This is a genomic window from Enterococcus sp. 3C7_DIV0644 (assembly GCF_002141235.1).
In the GTDB taxonomy this organism is placed as follows: domain Bacteria; phylum Bacillota; class Bacilli; order Lactobacillales; family Enterococcaceae; genus Enterococcus_D; species Enterococcus_D entomosocium.
Genome location: NZ_NGLK01000001.1, coordinates 931982 through 948781, shown reverse-complemented (window position 1 = coordinate 948781; position 16800 = coordinate 931982). Strand labels below are relative to the sequence as shown.

Annotated in this window: 14 protein-coding genes; 12 read left to right on the top strand and 2 right to left on the bottom strand. The window is 42.9% G+C overall.

What is annotated here, in order from left to right; all coding sequences use genetic code 11:
- Positions 1 to 56 precede the first annotated feature (56 nt).
- Positions 57 to 911, top strand: coding sequence for a GRP family sugar transporter (locus A5877_RS04450; RefSeq protein WP_005234411.1), 855 nt, complete (start codon positions 57 to 59; stop codon positions 909 to 911).
- A gap of 172 nt (positions 912 to 1083) precedes the next feature.
- On the opposite strand, the gene A5877_RS04445 is transcribed toward A5877_RS04450, so the two are convergent.
- Positions 1084 to 2052 carry an AraC family transcriptional regulator gene (locus tag A5877_RS04445; RefSeq protein ID WP_086316456.1) on the bottom strand — a complete coding sequence of 323 codons (969 nt, stop codon included), beginning with the start codon at positions 2050 to 2052 and terminating at the stop codon, positions 1084 to 1086.
- Between the two features lie 152 nt (positions 2053 to 2204).
- Between A5877_RS04445 and A5877_RS04440 the strand changes: the two genes are divergently transcribed.
- Together A5877_RS04440 and A5877_RS04435 are read left to right on the top strand one after the other, a co-directional pair.
- Positions 2205 to 4862, top strand: a complete 2658-nt coding sequence (locus tag A5877_RS04440; RefSeq protein ID WP_228085300.1) for a glycosyl hydrolase — start codon at positions 2205 to 2207, stop codon at positions 4860 to 4862.
- Positions 4859 to 6673: a beta-glucoside-specific PTS transporter subunit IIABC gene (locus A5877_RS04435; RefSeq protein WP_086316454.1), complete on the top strand. Its 1815-nt coding sequence runs from the start codon at positions 4859 to 4861 to the stop codon at positions 6671 to 6673. The genes A5877_RS04440 and A5877_RS04435 overlap by 4 nt, the downstream gene beginning before the upstream one ends.
- A gap of 57 nt (positions 6674 to 6730) precedes the next feature.
- On the opposite strand, the gene A5877_RS04430 is transcribed toward A5877_RS04435, so the two are convergent.
- Positions 6731 to 7612 (bottom strand): AraC family transcriptional regulator, encoded by an 882-nt coding sequence (locus A5877_RS04430; protein WP_005225353.1) that lies wholly within the window; start codon positions 7610 to 7612, stop codon positions 6731 to 6733.
- Between the two features lie 151 nt (positions 7613 to 7763).
- Between A5877_RS04430 and rhaB the strand changes: the two genes are divergently transcribed.
- The 9 genes from rhaB (at position 7764) to A5877_RS04380 (ending at position 16780) form a co-directional block, all read left to right on the top strand.
- On the top strand, positions 7764 to 9248 hold the full coding sequence (gene rhaB, locus A5877_RS04425) for a rhamnulokinase (protein ID WP_061053120.1): 1485 nt from the start codon (positions 7764 to 7766) through the stop codon (positions 9246 to 9248).
- Positions 9223 to 10476, top strand: a complete 1254-nt coding sequence (gene rhaA / locus A5877_RS04420) for an L-rhamnose isomerase (protein ID WP_061053119.1) — start codon at positions 9223 to 9225, stop codon at positions 10474 to 10476. The genes rhaB and rhaA overlap by 26 nt, the downstream gene beginning before the upstream one ends.
- Before the next feature lie 7 nt (positions 10477 to 10483).
- Positions 10484 to 11308 carry a rhamnulose-1-phosphate aldolase gene (rhaD, locus tag A5877_RS04415; protein WP_005234418.1) on the top strand — a complete coding sequence of 275 codons (825 nt, stop codon included), beginning with the start codon at positions 10484 to 10486 and terminating at the stop codon, positions 11306 to 11308.
- Positions 11309 to 11392: 84 nt separating this feature from the next.
- The gene (fucO, locus tag A5877_RS04410) at positions 11393 to 12544 is read left to right on the top strand and encodes a lactaldehyde reductase (RefSeq protein ID WP_061053118.1); all 1152 of its coding nucleotides are present in this window, start codon (positions 11393 to 11395) and stop codon (positions 12542 to 12544) included.
- Positions 12545 to 12889: 345 nt separating this feature from the next.
- A complete protein-coding gene (locus A5877_RS04400) occupies positions 12890 to 14368 on the top strand; it encodes a PRD domain-containing protein (protein ID WP_086316452.1) in 1479 nt (492 codons plus the stop codon).
- Positions 14361 to 14798 carry a PTS sugar transporter subunit IIA gene (locus A5877_RS04395; protein ID WP_086316451.1) on the top strand — a complete coding sequence of 146 codons (438 nt, stop codon included), beginning with the start codon at positions 14361 to 14363 and terminating at the stop codon, positions 14796 to 14798. The genes A5877_RS04400 and A5877_RS04395 overlap by 8 nt, the downstream gene beginning before the upstream one ends.
- Before the next feature lie 58 nt (positions 14799 to 14856).
- Positions 14857 to 15309, top strand: a complete 453-nt coding sequence (locus tag A5877_RS04390; RefSeq protein WP_016612612.1) for a PTS sugar transporter subunit IIA — start codon at positions 14857 to 14859, stop codon at positions 15307 to 15309.
- Between the two features lie 25 nt (positions 15310 to 15334).
- Positions 15335 to 15655 (top strand): PTS fructose transporter subunit IIB, encoded by a 321-nt coding sequence (locus tag A5877_RS04385; RefSeq protein WP_008380953.1) that lies wholly within the window; start codon positions 15335 to 15337, stop codon positions 15653 to 15655.
- Positions 15656 to 15679: 24 nt separating this feature from the next.
- Positions 15680 to 16780 (top strand): PTS fructose transporter subunit IIC, encoded by a 1101-nt coding sequence (locus tag A5877_RS04380; RefSeq protein ID WP_005234436.1) that lies wholly within the window; start codon positions 15680 to 15682, stop codon positions 16778 to 16780.
- Positions 16781 to 16800: the final 20 nt, after the last annotated feature.

Below are 16800 nucleotides of genomic sequence, written 5' to 3'. Positions count from 1 at the left end.
TTTCCTCTACAAGATTTTGTGTTCTCGCTTTTTTACAATACTTAGAAGGAGTTTTTATGTCCGTACAACTTTTATTGCTTGCCTCACTGCCTGCACTAGGATGGGGCTTAATGCCAATCGTCGCTAAATTGATGGGAGGAAAATCAGAGGAACAACTGCTAGGAACAACAATCGCAGCCTTGATTTTCGGTAGTGTATTTGGTTTCTTGAATCAAGTGAGTTATGCCATGGTGCCATTTTTCATCAGTTTATTATCTGGGGTTTTTTGGGCTTGCGGACAATACTTCCAATTTCTTGCTTTGGAGAAAGCGGAGGTTTCTAAAGTAATGCCCGTCTCCGTCGGGACCCAATTATTATTTGTTACATTAGCATCTGGCTTCTTTCTCAAAGAATGGACAGATTTAACGACTGTAATTTTCTCAATCATGGCATTAGGAGTCATTCTAACAGGTGTTTTCCTTGTAACTAAGACAACTCATCAGCAAACAGGCTTAACACAGCAAGTACTTCTTTATCTATGTTGTTCTTCAGCTTTTTTGATGCTATATGTGACAGTCACTGGTCTGTTTCAGATAAGTGGCGCACAGATTTTCTTGCCTCAGGCAGTAGGGATGTTTCTCGGGGGAAGCGTAATTTCCTTGAAAAGTAAGCAACAGTTGCGTTTCCGCAAAATAATCCACAATTTAGGTACTGGTAGCACATGGGTTATCGCGAATACTTCGTTATTCGCTGTATCGTCTTCTTTAGGTGTAGGCGTAACCTATTCATTTTCTCAAATGAGCTTACTTGTTGCTACTTATGGAAGTATTGTCCTCTTAAAGGAACAAAAAGTTGGCAGAGAAAAGCAATTTGTAGCTCTTGGTAGCTTGCTCTATATTGTTGGTGTATTAGGGATGAGTTGGTTGAAATAACTTTGCACCTGAGCAATTTTAGTTAGTGATCAATAAAGTAGCAGATAACAGTTTAACCAATAAAGAACTTATCTTAAAAATCAAAGAGTGGGTAACCACTCTTTTTTTTGTTTAGAACATGAATATTTAACTTATGCCACATTTTTTTATTTAAGCAAGTAGCGACATAGAATCATTTTTTCTTTTTTGGCGTATGCCCATAATACAGTTTGTATTTTTTATAGAAAAAAGTGATATTGGTGAAACCTGCTTCAGCCGCACATTGGGTGATTGGTTTGGTGGAGGAAGCAATTAAGTTGTGGGCGAGATTCAATTTCTTTTCGATAATCAATTCGGTCAAATTTTTACTAGTTTCTCGTTTGATCAATGTACTTAAATAGGAAGGAGAATAGTTGAAAAGGGTGGCGAGTTTTGGCAAAGTAACCGTTTGGAAGTTCTCTTCGATATAGGTCAAGATCGCTAGAATGTGCTGTTTTTTTGCCGCTTCTTGCTTGTTGGTCTGATAGTCGAACTCACGTACGAGAAAAGTGAAAAGAATGGCTATTAGATTGCTGATGATTCGTTTACTACCAATGGCTTTTTCATAAGTTTCTTTCAGCATTTCTTGAATCACAGCATGGATCCGATCATCTTTATTGTTCTTAAAGACAATATATTGGTCATGCGCGTGCTTGTCTGACAATGCAGTCAGAACAAAATCAAGCACGACCCCTTCATTAAACTGTTCTCGACTAATCAATTGAGCGAAATAATCCCGCTTGATCAAAAGATTGATCAAAACATCGTCTTCACCAGTCATTTCAATCGAATGGGGAATTCCGGTATCAATCAGACAAATTTGTCCTTTTGTCAGCGTAACTTTCTGATCATCGATCAATTGGGTGCATGTTCCTGAGTAGATATAATTTAATTCGATAAAACTGTGGTTATGATAAGGAACTGGACTGAAGCGGCTTTGCTTTAACAGAGTAAAGTTTTCTTGTTCTTCCATCAGATTATCGAATAAGTAAACTTGTCGGCCATTGATCATCACTTTTTCCAGCTGTTGATAATAGTCAGAAAGGTGGTTTGGATGGTCTCTGTGATAGCATTCCCGCTCAGATAACTGAAAAAGCTTTTTTTCCATTTCTTCGGTTGTCATTATGATCTCCTCCTTTCGTAAATCTAAAAATGTGATAATTATCTGCAAAGAAGATGACATTGTTTCAATCTGCAGAATTGCTTATGATACATTTGAAAGCGTATTTATTATGATTTTAAATGAAGTTGAATGAGAAAGAAAGAGGAATTTGTATGAAAAAGATAACGAATTTATTGAACGAAAAATATGATAATCATATTTTTCCGTTTTTATGGATGCATGGAGAAGAGAAGGAGACGATTCAAACTTACATCAATAAAATTTACGAAGCCGGCATCCGATCTGTCTGCATCGAATCACGCCCTCATGAAGAATTTTTGAAAGCGCAATGGTGGGACGAGTTGGCGATCATCATTGAAGAGTGTGAAAAAAGACAAATGACACTTTGGATTTTGGATGACAAGCACTTTCCAACAGGCTACGCCGCAGGAGAAATTGAGAAGAATCATCGACATTTGCAGAAAGAATTTTTGAATTTTCGACAATTTGATTTTGTAGGCCCAAAAAAGAATGCTGGAATTATGTTGGATTGGTGTTCCAATGCAGAGCGACCGAATATTTTGAATTCCGAAGGGGAAACGGTTAACGAGAGTGGCAAATCATTTTTTTCTGCTGAAATCATCAGCGCCGTTGCGGTCAAAAAAACTGGATTTAAGCAGATCAGCGAGGAGGAGTGGATCGACCTTACAGACTCAATGATTGATGAGACATTGTATTGGTCTATTCCTGAAGGAGAGTGGAGTATCTTTGTCTTTTACACGACACAAGAAGGAGGGGAAGCTTCGACACAAGGGTACTTGAATCCTTTGGTACCAGAAGCAACGGATGTTTTGCTGGAAACGGTTTATCAAAGTCATTATCAACACTTTGGAGAGAAATTTGGCACAACGATCCAAGGATTTTTCTCAGATGAACCGCGGTTTGGGAATATCAAGGGTCCTGATGCAGTCCTTGGAAAAGTAGATATGCCATTGCCGTGGCGGTATGATTTGTTGACTTTGTTAGCAAACCAGCTAGCCATATCTGAAACTGAGCTGCGAGGGCTGTTGCCGGCTCTCTATCGTGGTGAATCAAAACAGACGGCTAAGATTCGTTACAATTATATGTCGTTGGTTTCTGAGCTATATAGTCAACACTTTTCTCAGCGGATCGGACGCTGGTGTCGGGAACATAAGGTCGACTATATCGGACATGTGATTGAGGATAACAATGCCCATGCACGTTTAGGCTATGGGGCAGGTCACTTCTTTCAATCGATGAAAGGACAATCGATGGCAGGGATCGATGTCGTTTTGCATCAATTGATGCCGCAACAAAATGACGGATACTTTGAAGCCATGACATCTACTGGCTGGGATGGCGAATTTTTCCATTACGCATTAGGGAAAATGGGGGCATCTTTAGGAAACTTAGACCCTGTGAAACAAGGTCGAACGATGTGCGAAGTATTCGGTGCATATGGTTGGTCAGAAGGAACCAAACTGATGAAATGGCTAACCGATCACATGCTGGTGCGAGGGGTCAATCATTTTGTCCCTCATGCTTTTTCAATGAATGACTTTCCTGATGCCGATTGCCCGCCACACTTTTATGCGCAAGGCCATAATCCACAATTTGAGGGCTTCAAACAGCTGATGACGTATATGAATCGTTTGAGTTATCTATTTAGCGACGGGAAACATCAAGCGGATATTGCTGTGCTGTACCATGCTGAAGCGGAGTGGGCAGGCGCTTATATGCCGATTCAAAAAGTTGCTCGTGAACTGATGGAACATCAATACGAATTTGAAATCGTTTCGGTTGAGATGATGCTTGATGCGCAATTTACGGATCAAACGTTTGTCATCAATGAGTATGCCTTTCAAACATTAGTCATTCCATATACTGAGCGAATGTCTGGTCCATTGATCAAAAAGCTGACAGCTCTCGCAGAATCTGGAATTCAAATTATTTTTGTTGAGGAAATGGTGAAAGAAGCCCTTGAACAAACTCTGCTTACCCATGAACTGCGGCTTCTCGCTCGCCTTACGGAAGTAACACCGCTCACAGCACTTACTGATAACGTTGGCTTGAAGGTACGGGATCGTTTAGAAACATCAAAAGCTCTGCCGTATTTGCGCTACTATCATTATCAGCAGCAGACAGATGAAATATTCATGCTTTTCAATGAAAATGACAGTGAATCGCTGCAGTTTCAGGCTGTTTTTCCTGCTAAGAAGCCTTTAGTTCAATATGATCCAGTAGAAAATAAACTGAAACCTGTGTCATATAAAAATGGCAGCTATGAGATTCATTTAGCACCAGCAGAGAGTATGATTCTTTTTGAAGCTACCTCGGAACAACCATTGCGTATTGATAGAAGCAAACCAGTGAAAGAAGTTCATCTAAACGATCAGCCATGGCAAGTCACTTTCGAAGGAATCGGGAAAGAGCAAGCGGTAGTTGCCTGTCAAAAACAATATTCGTCATTGCCTTTACTGGGAGTCGGTGATGACTTCAGTCGGTTTAGCGGGAAAATCACTTATACCGTGGACTTCCCTAAAGCAGCAGGAGAGGTTTTATTAAGTATTGAAGATGCTTCAGAAGTTGTGACTGTTTCAGTGAACGGTCATTGTGTAGGCACAAGAATCAGTACACCGTATACATTTGAGTTGACGGACCTGCTTCAAGAAACGAATAATTCCATCCAGATTGAAGTGATCAATAATTTAGGTCGCAGTATGCGGGATTATCTTTCACAGTTTGTCCTGTTCGAGCCTTTGGGGATCACTGGCGAAATCAAACTTTTTATTGAGGAGGAGCAAAAATGAACAACCAGCAGTTGGCAACAGAGGTTTTAAAGGAAATTGGTGGAAAAGCCAATATCGAATCGGTGACCCATTGCGTCACACGTCTGCGTTTTGTATTGCATGATACAGATACCCCAAGTAAGGAGACCATTGCTAGTCTTGACGGAGTGATTTCAGTCGTTGAACAGGGCGGACAGTACCAGATCGTTTTAGGAAATCGTGTAAACGATGTCTATGAAGCGGTCCTGCAACAAGTCGGCGAATTAATAGAAGACAATACCCATGAAAAAACAAAAAAATCTCTTTTTGATCAGTTTACCTCCACGATTTCAGGGATTTTCACGCCAGCTTTAGGCGCTATGGCTGCGTCAGGAACGATCAAAGGGATCTTGACGATTTTATCAGTAGCAGGTATTTTGTCAGAAACTTCGGGAACCTATATCGTTTTGTATGCATTGTCTAATGCTTTCTTTTACTTCATGCCAATCTTATTAGGTGCTTCGGCGGCAAATTATTTTAAATTAAACAGCTATGTCGGAATGTTGATTGGGGCATCATTGATCTATCCTACTTTGCTGCCGTATGCGACAGAAGGTAGTTTGACCTTTTTGTCGATTCCCGTGAATATGATGGACTATACTTCTTCCGTTTTTCCGGCAATCATTGCTGTCTGGGTGGCAGCCAAAATCAATGGCTTCGTTCAGAATTGGCCGTTGAAAGATTTGCGATTCATGGTACAGCCTCTTATCGTGTTACTAGTTTCTGTCCCTCTTGCCTTGCTGGTCGTTGGTCCAATTATATCCAACTTATCAAGTCTACTGGCAACGCTTGTTAATAATGTTTATCACTTCAGTCCGGTTTTGGGCGGGCTGGTGATTGGGGGACCATGGATCTTGATGGTCATGTTCGGATTGCATTGGGCATTCATTCCAATTTTTCTTAACAACATGGCGATGCAAGGATTCGATCCTGTGATGGGTCTGCTCTTAGCGAACCAAATGGCAATGGCTGGAGCTGTCGTGGCGGTTGGTCTACGAACGAAAAACGATAAAACGAAAGCACTCGCATACTCAACAGGTCTGACAACCCTGATTGGTGTCAGTGAACCAGCATTGTACGGAGTATTACTTCCTTATAAACGTCCGTTGATCGCTGCTGTCATCGGTGGAAGTTTAGGTGGTGTTATTGCAGGATTTATGCAGACAGTGCAGTATTCTTTTGGTGGTTCAGGATTGTTGGGTATTCCTTTGATTATCAATCCAGCAGGAATCGATGGTGGATTTTATGGTGGGATTGCTTCGCAGGTAGTAGGGCTTGTTGCGGCATTTCTAATCACCTATTTTTGGGGAATTGTAGAACCTGAAAAAAGGAAAGCAGTCAATTCAAAAGAGCCAGTGAATTCAAAAATCAATTTTCAAGAAGTCGTTCAAGGAGAAGTCGTTCCCTTAACAGAGGTTCCTGACAAAGTTTTTTCAGAAGGCTTGATGGGGCAAGGGAAAGCAATCAAACCACAATCAAACACCTTTTATGCCCCTTTTGATGGCGTGGTCACTGCTTTATTTCCAACAAAGCATGCGATCGGCTTGACCAGTGATCAAGGCGTTGAACTTTTGATCCATATCGGTGTTGACACAGTAGAGCTAGAGGGAAGGCACTTTACGACCCTTATTGAAGCAAATCAAGCAATCAAAAAGGGCCAGCCGCTGATAAAAGCCGATCTCGCAGCTATCCAAGCAGAGGGATATGCGACCATTACGCCAGTTGTGGTAACGAATGCGTCAGCATTTGAGAAGATCATGAATGAAAAAGAGTCACTTATTGTTGCCAACTAAAACCTTAGATTCAATGCAAAGAAACATGAAATCAGTGAATGATTTCATGTTTCTTTTTTACCGTCCATTCTCCGTCTGTCGATAATCACTAGGTGAAATGCCGACTTTTTTCTTGAATAAACGGCTGAAATAGGCGGTGTTTTCGATGCCGATCGCCAATGAGATCTCTTTGATGGAAAGCCGAGAATAGCGCAAAAGGTCTTTCGAATAAGAGATGCGTTTGCTGATCTGGTACTCGATGGGGGGCAAGCCCATGTATTTGGAAAACTCCTTGACGATTTGATACTTATTGATATGATACCTTTCCTCCAAAGATTCCAAGGTGATCCCTTGACGGAAATCTTCTTCTAGCTGGTCACGAATCTGCAAAATATAAGGGGGGATCTCACTATCCGAAAAATCGAGATGATATTTTTGCAGGAGCAGTTCATTGAGCAGCTGATGGATCAAAACAGAGCTTTGGAAGGCAGTTTTCGCATTTGGTTCTGGCTGTAGCATCAATAAATCTTGTAAGACCAAGTGGATCGGATTTTGACGACTGCTGGCAGGATTGGTGTGAAAAACTGGACTGCCATTTTTGAGGAATTCCTCATAAAACGCTGCGACGTTGGCGCCATATAGATGGATCCAGTCCATTTCCCAGGGCTCTTGACTAACGGTGCGGTAGTACTGATAGTCTAGGCAGTCGATAAAAAACACATCACCTGCTTTTAATTGATAGCTTTTTCCTTTGTAGCGCAATTCACCGCAACCGGACAATGTATATTTGATCAAATAAGAAGGCAGGTTCTCTCGTTCTGTAAAGTAAGGTTTGCTGGCTTTGAAATAGCCGATTTCTTGAATGTAATAGAAAAGTTCACGCTGCTTTTGGGTTGAAGTATTGATGTAACGCAGTGAATCGGTTGACCATGAGTGGTTGGCTTTTTCCCAGTAATCCATCGGATCCTCCTTTTTACCAAGATTGTGCAAGTCTTTATCAAAATTGTGTGATGAAACTCGTTGATTGTCAAGCTAAAATTGAGGCAACAAGAATGAATCAGTAAATTGTAATCGATTTATTTTTAACCAAGATAATGAAAGGTGGAGACCAGTGAACACATTTATCGCAATCGATATCGGCGCATCAAGCGGTCGTCTGATGTTGAGCCGTTGGGAAAATGAGCAGATCACTTTAGAAGAGATCCATCGCTTTAAAAACGGCTTTCGTCCCCTTGAAGGCTTTGACCGCTGGGCGATCGATTATTTGATCCAAGAGATTTTAGTAGGACTGCAAAAAGTGAAACAAGCCGGTATCAATGACTGCTTCGTCGGAATCGACACCTGGGCAGTGGACTACTGTTTGATCGATCAAGCAGGCGAACGTTTAGGCGACCCAGTCGCTTATCGAGATAGTCGCACCAATGATGCGATCGCGGCTTTTGGCCAGCGCTATTCTTTGCAAAAACTGTATGAGAAAACAGGCATTCAGCTGCAGCCCTTCAACACGATTTTTCAATTAGCTACAGAAGAAGCGCAACTGTTGCAAAAAGCCGACAAACTGCTGTTGATTCCAGATTATTTGGGCTACGTTTTTACCGGCAAGATGGTCACGGAAAAAACCAATGCCTCGACGATGCAGCTTCTAAATGCCAATACCCAAACATGGGATGTAGAATTATTAGCTGAGATTGGCGTAACAGAAGGACTGTTCCCACCATTGGTTGATGCTGGAACGGTTTTAGGCACACTGCAAACTCAGAAGTTTCCAGCCTATGATTTGCCACAAGCGACCTTTGTCACTGTCGCTAGTCATGATACGGCGTCGGCGATCATCGGTACACCCGGAGAAGGGTCAGAGTGGGGCTACATCAGCAGCGGGACATGGTCATTGCTGGGGATCGAAACCAAAGTACCCAACGTTTCCCTTGCCGCCTTCGATGAAAATTATACGAACGAATGGGGTGCCCACAACACGATTCGCTTTTTAAAAAATATCATGGGCATGTGGCTGATCCAAGAAGTGGCTCGGCAGCAAGATTATCAGTATTCCTATGCAGAATTGGCGGAATTGGCGCAAGCAACGCCTGCTTTTCAACAGTTTGTCGATGTCAATGATCCTCGTTTTTTGAATCCAGAAAATATGATTACTGAACTGCAAGCGTATTGTCGAGAAACCCAGCAGAAAGTTCCAGAAACCGCAGGGGAGCTGGCTCGCTGTGTGTATGATAACTTAGCGCTTTGTTATGCCAGCGAATTGCAAAAGCTGGAACAGCTGACAGGTACGACGAACAAGCTGCAAAAACTGCATATCGTGGGGGGCGGTTCCAACAATCGCTTTTTAAATCAACTGACGGCTGATGCTGCGCAGCTGACGATCGAAGCTGGCCCAAGTGAAGCAACGGCGATCGGCAATCTTTTAATGCAGATGATGAGTGCTAGCATCTTCACGTCGCTGGTTGAAGCACGCCGCGCGGTCAAACACTCATTTCCTTGCAGTGTTCATGAACCACAGCCTTTTGATCACAAGATTTTAAGCGACTATCAACGTTTTATAGAAGGAGAAGGAAAAAATGACAACGATTCAACAGCGTTATGAAGAAGCTAAGACAGCATATGCCAAATTGGGCGTCGACACGGATACGGTTTTGAAAAAATTAGCCAATGTGAAAATCTCGATGCATGTTTGGCAAGGGGACGATGTCCAAGGATTTTTGAGTGATGAAGCATTATCTGGTGGGATCTCTGTAACGGGGAATTATCCTGGTGCTGCCCATACCCCAGAGGAGTTGCGCCAAGATTTAGAAAAAGCCTACTCTTTGATTCCTGGAAAACACAAATTGAACCTTCACGCTATCTATTTAGACACCGAGGAAGCAGTGGATCTAAATGAATTGGAGCCGAAGCATTTTGAAAAATGGGTCGCTTGGGCGAAAGAACAAGGCTTAGGTTTAGACTTCAATCCAACCTTTTTCTCACATCCCATGTTCAAAGATGGCTTTACCCTTGCTTCACCAGATGAAGAAGTTCGTCAGTTTTGGATCGAACACGGCAAACGTTCGCGTCAAATCGCTGCCTATATGGGGAAAGAAACTGGGCAAGTCTGTGTCAATAATTTCTGGGTGCCAGATGGCTACAAAGACAACCCGATCGATCGTTTTACACCACGGGAACGCTTGATGACAGCATTAGATGAGATTTTTGCTGAAGAATTGCCAGCGGAATACACAGTGGATGCCGTGGAAAGCAAGCTGTTTGGTCTTGGTGCCGAAGCCTACACCGTCGGCTCTCATGAATTTTATATGGGCTATGGCTTGACGCGCGATAAATTGATTTGTTTGGATGCTGGACATTTCCATCCAACCGAAGTGATCTCCAATAAATTGTCTTCATTGGCACTATTCAGCAAAGGCATTTTGCTGCATGTCAGCCGTCCTGTACGCTGGGATAGTGATCATGTCGTGATCATGGACGATGAATTGCAAGAGATTGGCCGCGAATTGGTTCGCAATGACTTATTGCCAAAAACCAACATTGGGTTAGATTTCTTTGATGCAACGATCAATCGGGTCGCTGCGTGGGTGATCGGGACGCGCAATACTCAAAAAGCGTTGCTAAAAGCGATGCTAGAACCGATCGAAGAACTAAAAGCAATCGAATTGTCAGGTGATTTCACCACTCGTTTAGCCATGACGGAAGAATTAAAAGACTATCCGTATGCAGATGTTTGGAATTACTTCTGTGAAAGCCAAGGGGTACCAGCAGGTCTGGATTGGCTATCAGAAGTGAAAGCCTATGAAGAAACCGTCTTAAAAGCCAGAAAGTAGGAGAACGATGAAAAAAATTGATATTTTACAAGCGAATTTTGTACAAGAAATGATGGAAACGACAGCAAATCTTTACCGTTTAGGGTGGGATGAGCGCAACGGTGGCAATATTTCTTACTTATTAACAGAAGAAGAGATCTTGCCTTTCATCGATCCGCAAAGCGTCTTGCGGGAAATTCCCATGATTTTTGATGCTACGGCACTAGCCGGCAAGTACTTTATTGTGACAGGTTCAGGAAAATACTTTAAAAATGTAGCCGCACATCCAGCGGAAAACCTTGGTGTGATTCGGGTCAAAGAAGATGGGCAAACATTGGAATTGCTTTGGGGCTTGGAAAATGGTGCGGTGCCAACGAGTGAATTGCCAAGTCATTTCATGAGTCATATCGCTCGCTTGTCGGTCGATCCAGAAAACCGAATCATCATGCATAACCACGCATCGCATCTTTTGGCCATGAGTTTTACCCATGAGTTGGATGAACGCAGTTTCACGAGGACCCTGTGGCAGATGTGTACGGAGTGCTTGGTGGTCTTCCCAGAAGGTGTTTCCATCATTCCTTGGATGGTTCCAGGAACGAACGAGATCGGCGAAGCAACAGCTGCTAAAATGAAAGAAACCCGTTTGGTACTTTGGCCGCAACATGGCATCTACGGTGCTGGCAAAGATATGGATGAAGTCTTTGGCTTGATTGAAACGGCAGAGAAAGCTGCGGAAGTGTACACATATGTTAAAGCGCAAGGCCCAATCTTACAAACCATTACAGATGAAAATCTGAAAAAATTGGCTGACGCTTTCAAAGTCACTCCCCGAGCAGGCTATCTTGAGGTATAAGTAATGGTAGAAGAATAGAAAAGGCTCTCAGTCTTTTCTATTTAAACTATATTGTGAATAAACAAACAAATGGAGGTAGGAAGAATGGCAAATAGAATGATTTTGAATGAAACATCGTATTTTGGAAAAGGAGCGATCGAGAACGTACCGACCGAATTCAAAGCACGAGGGTTCAAAAAAGCGGCTGTGATCACCGACAAAGATTTGGTGGAATTTGAAGTAGCAACCAAAGTGACGAAATTATTGGATGAAGCAGGTGTCGACTATGCGTTATATGATGGGATCGTGCCCAACCCAACGATCCAAAATGTCAAAGACGGCTTAGCCTTTGTCAAAGAAGCCCAAGCCGATTGTATCATTGCGATTGGCGGTGGTTCACCGATCGATACGGCAAAAGCGATCGCAATCATTGCTACGAATCCTGAATTTTCAGATGTGATTAGTTTGGAAGGCGTGGCAGACACGAAACATCCATGCTTGCCGATTTTAGCGGTACCGACAACTTCTGGGACTGCAGCCGAAGTAACGATTAACTATGTGATTACAGATGAAGAAAATCATCGGAAATTTGTTTGTGTAGATCCTCACGATATTCCTCTAGTAGCCTTTGTGGACAGCGATATGATGATGGGGATGCCGAAGAGCCTGGCAGCTGCAACGGGGATGGATGCCATGACCCACGCCATCGAAGGCTTCATCACCAAAGGCGCTTGGGAAATGACTGACATGCTGCACATCAAAGCAATCGAGATCATCGGGCGCTCATTGAGAGATTCCGTGAATGGCGATCAAGCAGGACGAGAAGCGATGGCACTAGGGCAATACATTGCCGGTATGGGCTTTTCAAACGTCGGCTTGGGCTTAGTCCACGGCATGGCACATCCATTGTCCGCTTGGTACAACATTCCTCACGGAGTAGCGTGCGCGTCTTTGTTGCCAACCATCATGAAATACAACAAAGACTTTACGGGTGAAAAATACCGTGAGATCGCGATCGTTTTAGGCATTGAAGGGGCAGAAACGATGTCACTTGAAGACGTCCGAGATGCTGCTTGCCAAGCAATCGATCAGTTAAGCAAAGATGTGGGCATTCCAGCGACCATTTCTGAATTAGGCGTCAAAGAAGAAGATATCCCAGCCATCGCCAAAGATGCCTTGAACGATGTCTGCACACCAGGCAACCCGCGGGAAACGACTTTAGAAGAGATTATTGAGCTTTATCGTTCGTTGATGTAAAAGCTCAAATCGTTCCTTTCAATGAGCGTGCTTATTTCGCTTGCTGTATAGGCGCTCAAACCTGGATTGCTCCTTAACGAAGGTTGAATGGTTTCGATAAACGGCGTTTTCCTTCTCGTTTCATGGGAACTAGCAGCTTTTCTTATTCCAACAGTTGAATAATGAACATTGATGATAACACTGACTTTGTTACAGCCATTTTGAAAAATGGCTGTTTTTTTTGTCCTTAACATTGTATTGTAATTCTTATTATTGATCATCTTTGTCCCATGAAGGGGACAAAGAATGATAGAACGCTTACATTTCCTAGTGCTATGATAAGTGTGTAGAAAGGAGAACGGTTACATGACTGTTATGGAACAACGAAAGAGAAAAATCATCCATATTCTTTCCAATACGAGAGAATTTGTCACGGCCGATGAACTATCCGCAGCGCTTCGACTTTCTACAAAGTCGATTTATCGCATCGTAAAAGCAATCAATGAGGATGCCGCGATTGACTATGTGATTCTCTCAGAAAAAGGGAAAGGCTACCGCTTAAGTTTCCATCATCAAGAAAAGTCCCAGAGTCAGAAAGCGGAAATGCCGAATGCGCTGACACCAGTGGAACGCCGGAACAAGGTGATGGAGGAGCTATTGCTTATTTCCCCAAAAAGAAAGAATATTTTTTCCCTGTATCAGCCTTTTTATGTGAGTGAAACGGTTATCAACAGTGATGAGAAATTAATTTCTGAAGCTTTGCAGCGTTTTGAGCTGACGGTTTCCCGCAAAAATAAAATGATCGGGGTGAACGGTGCAGAAAAAAATATCCGTCGTGCATTGCAGGAGTATATCCAACAAACCCGCAATATCCGCTTGGATGATCTGCATGTGACGAATGAGGCGTTCAACCGCTATGATGCGGAGTTTGTTTTGCGACAGCTGAATTTGATTGAAAATCACCTAGGATTAGTAATACCACATCCTTATAACATTAATCTTTTTTCTCACCTGTATATCTTATTGCGACGGTTTCGCAAAGTAGGGAATTCATTTAATGAGGATATTTTAGATGAGAAAGAGAAACAGCAAATGCAAGAAAACCCAGAATTAGCCACCATCGCCAAAGAGATCATTGGCAATAGCGAACAGTACTTGCATACGAAATTACCGGAAAACGAAAGCTATTATATGTATCAATACCTCGTCTCCTCACGGATGCAAAAGGCCACGGATGAATTAGAGGATCTGTCAGAACAAGTAAAACTAATTTCTAATGCATTTATAGAAAAAATGAGCACTCAGCTGCAGCGGTCATTTGAAGACGAGGAGTTATTCGGTAAATTGGCTCGCCATATCAAACCAATGATCAATCGGTTGCGACATGGGATCGAAGTCAAAAACAATCTTTTGGAGCAAATCAAATTAGAATATACAGATTTGTTTTTTGCTACCGAAGAGACTGCAAGAGAAATCTGCCAAGTGTACGATTTGCCAGCGCTCACAGAAGATGAAATCGGCTTTGTCACCCTTTACTTTGCTCAAGCGATCGAAGAACATCCTCAACAACTCAAGGTAATGATCGTCTGTACTACAGGAATCGGGACCTCCGAATTATTAAAAGTAAAAGTGCATAAGAAATTTCGTGAGTTAGCAATCACCGCTGTCCTACCTTCTCGTGATGTGGAAGCGGCTTTAAAGCAACACCCGGATACGGAGATGATCATCTCAACCGTTCAATTAACGATCGATAGTCCGATTCCGGTTGTGATCGTGAGCGCCATGCTGACGATGGAAGACCAAAAACGCCTTGAAGTGATGATTGGGAGGGTGAGAAATGACTAAATTCCCTTTGTCCCTTACTTTAGTTTCAACAGAAGCAGGAGAGACGAAAGTCGATGTTTTAAGGAAGATTGCAGGTGTTAGCCAAACAATCGGGCTGACGGAGAGCAAAACCCTGCTATTTGAAGCACTGCAAGCCCGAGAAGCGAGCGGCAATACGATGATTGCTGAAGATTTTGCGCTACCGCACATTGAAAGTGCTGTGGTGAAAAAAAGCGGAATCGTTCTAGTCAGAGGTGAAGAAGTCCTTTGGCAGGGAACGCTGCAAGCAAAAACGATTTTTGCGATCCTGATGAAGACTAACGAAACAACCGCGGTGAAACAAGCAGTCATCCGCTTAATGAAATGTTTCGCCTATGAAGAAAATCTGCAATTCATTGCAGAAAAATCAAAAGAAGAAATCGAAGCCTTCCTTCTCAACCAATGCGGCTGATAGGAATGAATGGTCAATTCAGTAAGGCAAGAGGTACTCAACTAGAGGAGGAAAACGAATGGATATTTCAACAGTGATTGATCCAAAAATAATCAAAACCAACATGGAGGCCGCTTCTAAAGAAGAAGCCCTGCAGCAATTGAGTCAGCTTTTATATACCAATGAGTACTTGACGGATCAGGCAGCATTTTTAAAAGATGTCTATGAGCGGGAAGCAGTTGGTCAAACAGGGATTGGTAATTACATTGCCATTCCCCATGGAAAAAGTGCTCATGTGAAGGAGATCGGCGTAGCAATCGGGGTTTTAAAACAAGAGATCCCTTGGGAAACGTTGGATGGCAAGGGAGTGAAAGGAATTATCTTATTTGCCGTCGGTGATGACACGGAAGGGGCGCAAAAGCATTTGAAACTGCTCTCTTTGTTCGCTCGGAAATTAGGAAATGACGAGGTGACGGCTGCCTTGTTGAAAGCAAAAGAGCCGCAGCAAGTGATTGAAGCATTTCAAGGATAACAGAAAATTTAAGGAGGAATTATTTATGAAAATCGTCGGAGTATGTGCATGTACAGTAGGGATCGCTCACACTTATATTGCTCAAGAAAAGTTAGAAAATGCGGCTAAAAAGGCAGGTTACGAGATCCATGTGGAGACACAAGGAACGATCGGTCGTGAAAATGAATTGTCACCTGAAGCGATTGCGGCTGCAGATGTCGTGATTTTAGCAGTTGACGTCAAAGTAGCAGGACGTGAACGATTTGAAGGGAAACGGATCATTCAAGTGCCGACCGAAGTTGCCATCAAGTCCCCAAGCAAATTGTTGGAAAAAGCCAAAGAGGTCGTTCAACAGCAGGCGGTCTAAGCAAACCGAAGGAGGAAGGAAACTATGGAAAAAATCAAAGCATTGAATTTAAAAGGACATTTGTTGACAGCCATCTCCTATTTGATTCCGATCGTCTGCGGTGCCGGATTCTTGATTGCCATTGGCATGGCTTTCGGCGGCACCAGTCAGGGACAACTGGTGCCAGGTGAATTTACGATTTGGGATGCTTTAGCTACGATGGGAGGCGCAGGACTCGGGTTGCTTCCGGTGGTCATTGCGACAGGAATTTCTTATGCGATTGCCGAAAAACCGGGGATCGCGCCAGGGTTTATTATTGGTTTGACAGCCAATGCCATTGGTGCAGGTTTTATTGGAGGAATCTTGGGCGGCTACTTAGCTGGATATCTTGTAATTGCTATTTTACGATTTATTAAAGTACCAAATTGGGCGAAAGGCTTGATGCCGACATTGATCATTCCCTTTTTGACCTCTTTGATCGGTGGTCTGATCATGGTCTATATTATCGGTACACCGATCACTGCCTTTACGAACTTACTAACGAACGCATTAAATAGCTTAGGCTCCTCTTCATTATTGGTTTTTGGTGCGGTCATCGGCTTGTTGAGTGGCGTTGATTATGGCGGACCAATCAATAAAACGGTCTTTGCTTTTGTTCTGACGATGCAAGCAGAAGGGATCAATGGACCGATCACTGCGTTGCAATTAGTCAATACTGCAACACCAATCGGTTTTGGTTTAGCATTCTTTATTGCAAAATTGTTCGGCAAAAACATCTATACGCCTGTAGAAGTGGAAACGTTAAAATCTGCCGTACCAATGGGTGTGATCAATATCGTTGAAGGGGTGATCCCAATCGTTATGAACGATATCGTCCGAGGGCTGATCGCAACAGCTATCGGTGGCGCTGCTGGAGGTGCTGTTTCAATGGTCTTAGGGGCAGATGCAACGGTACCGTTTGGTGGTGTGCTGATGCTGCCGACTATGACTCGTCCATGGGCTGGGGCAGTAGCTTTGTTGGTAAATATAGTAGTGACTGGGATCACCTTGGCTTTGATCAAGAAAAATGTCACTGAAGAACAAGTAGCCGCGCAAGCAGAAGTGGAAGAAGAAGAAATCGATTTAGATGATATTCAAATTTTCTAAGAAAAGCGATTCAATTGAAA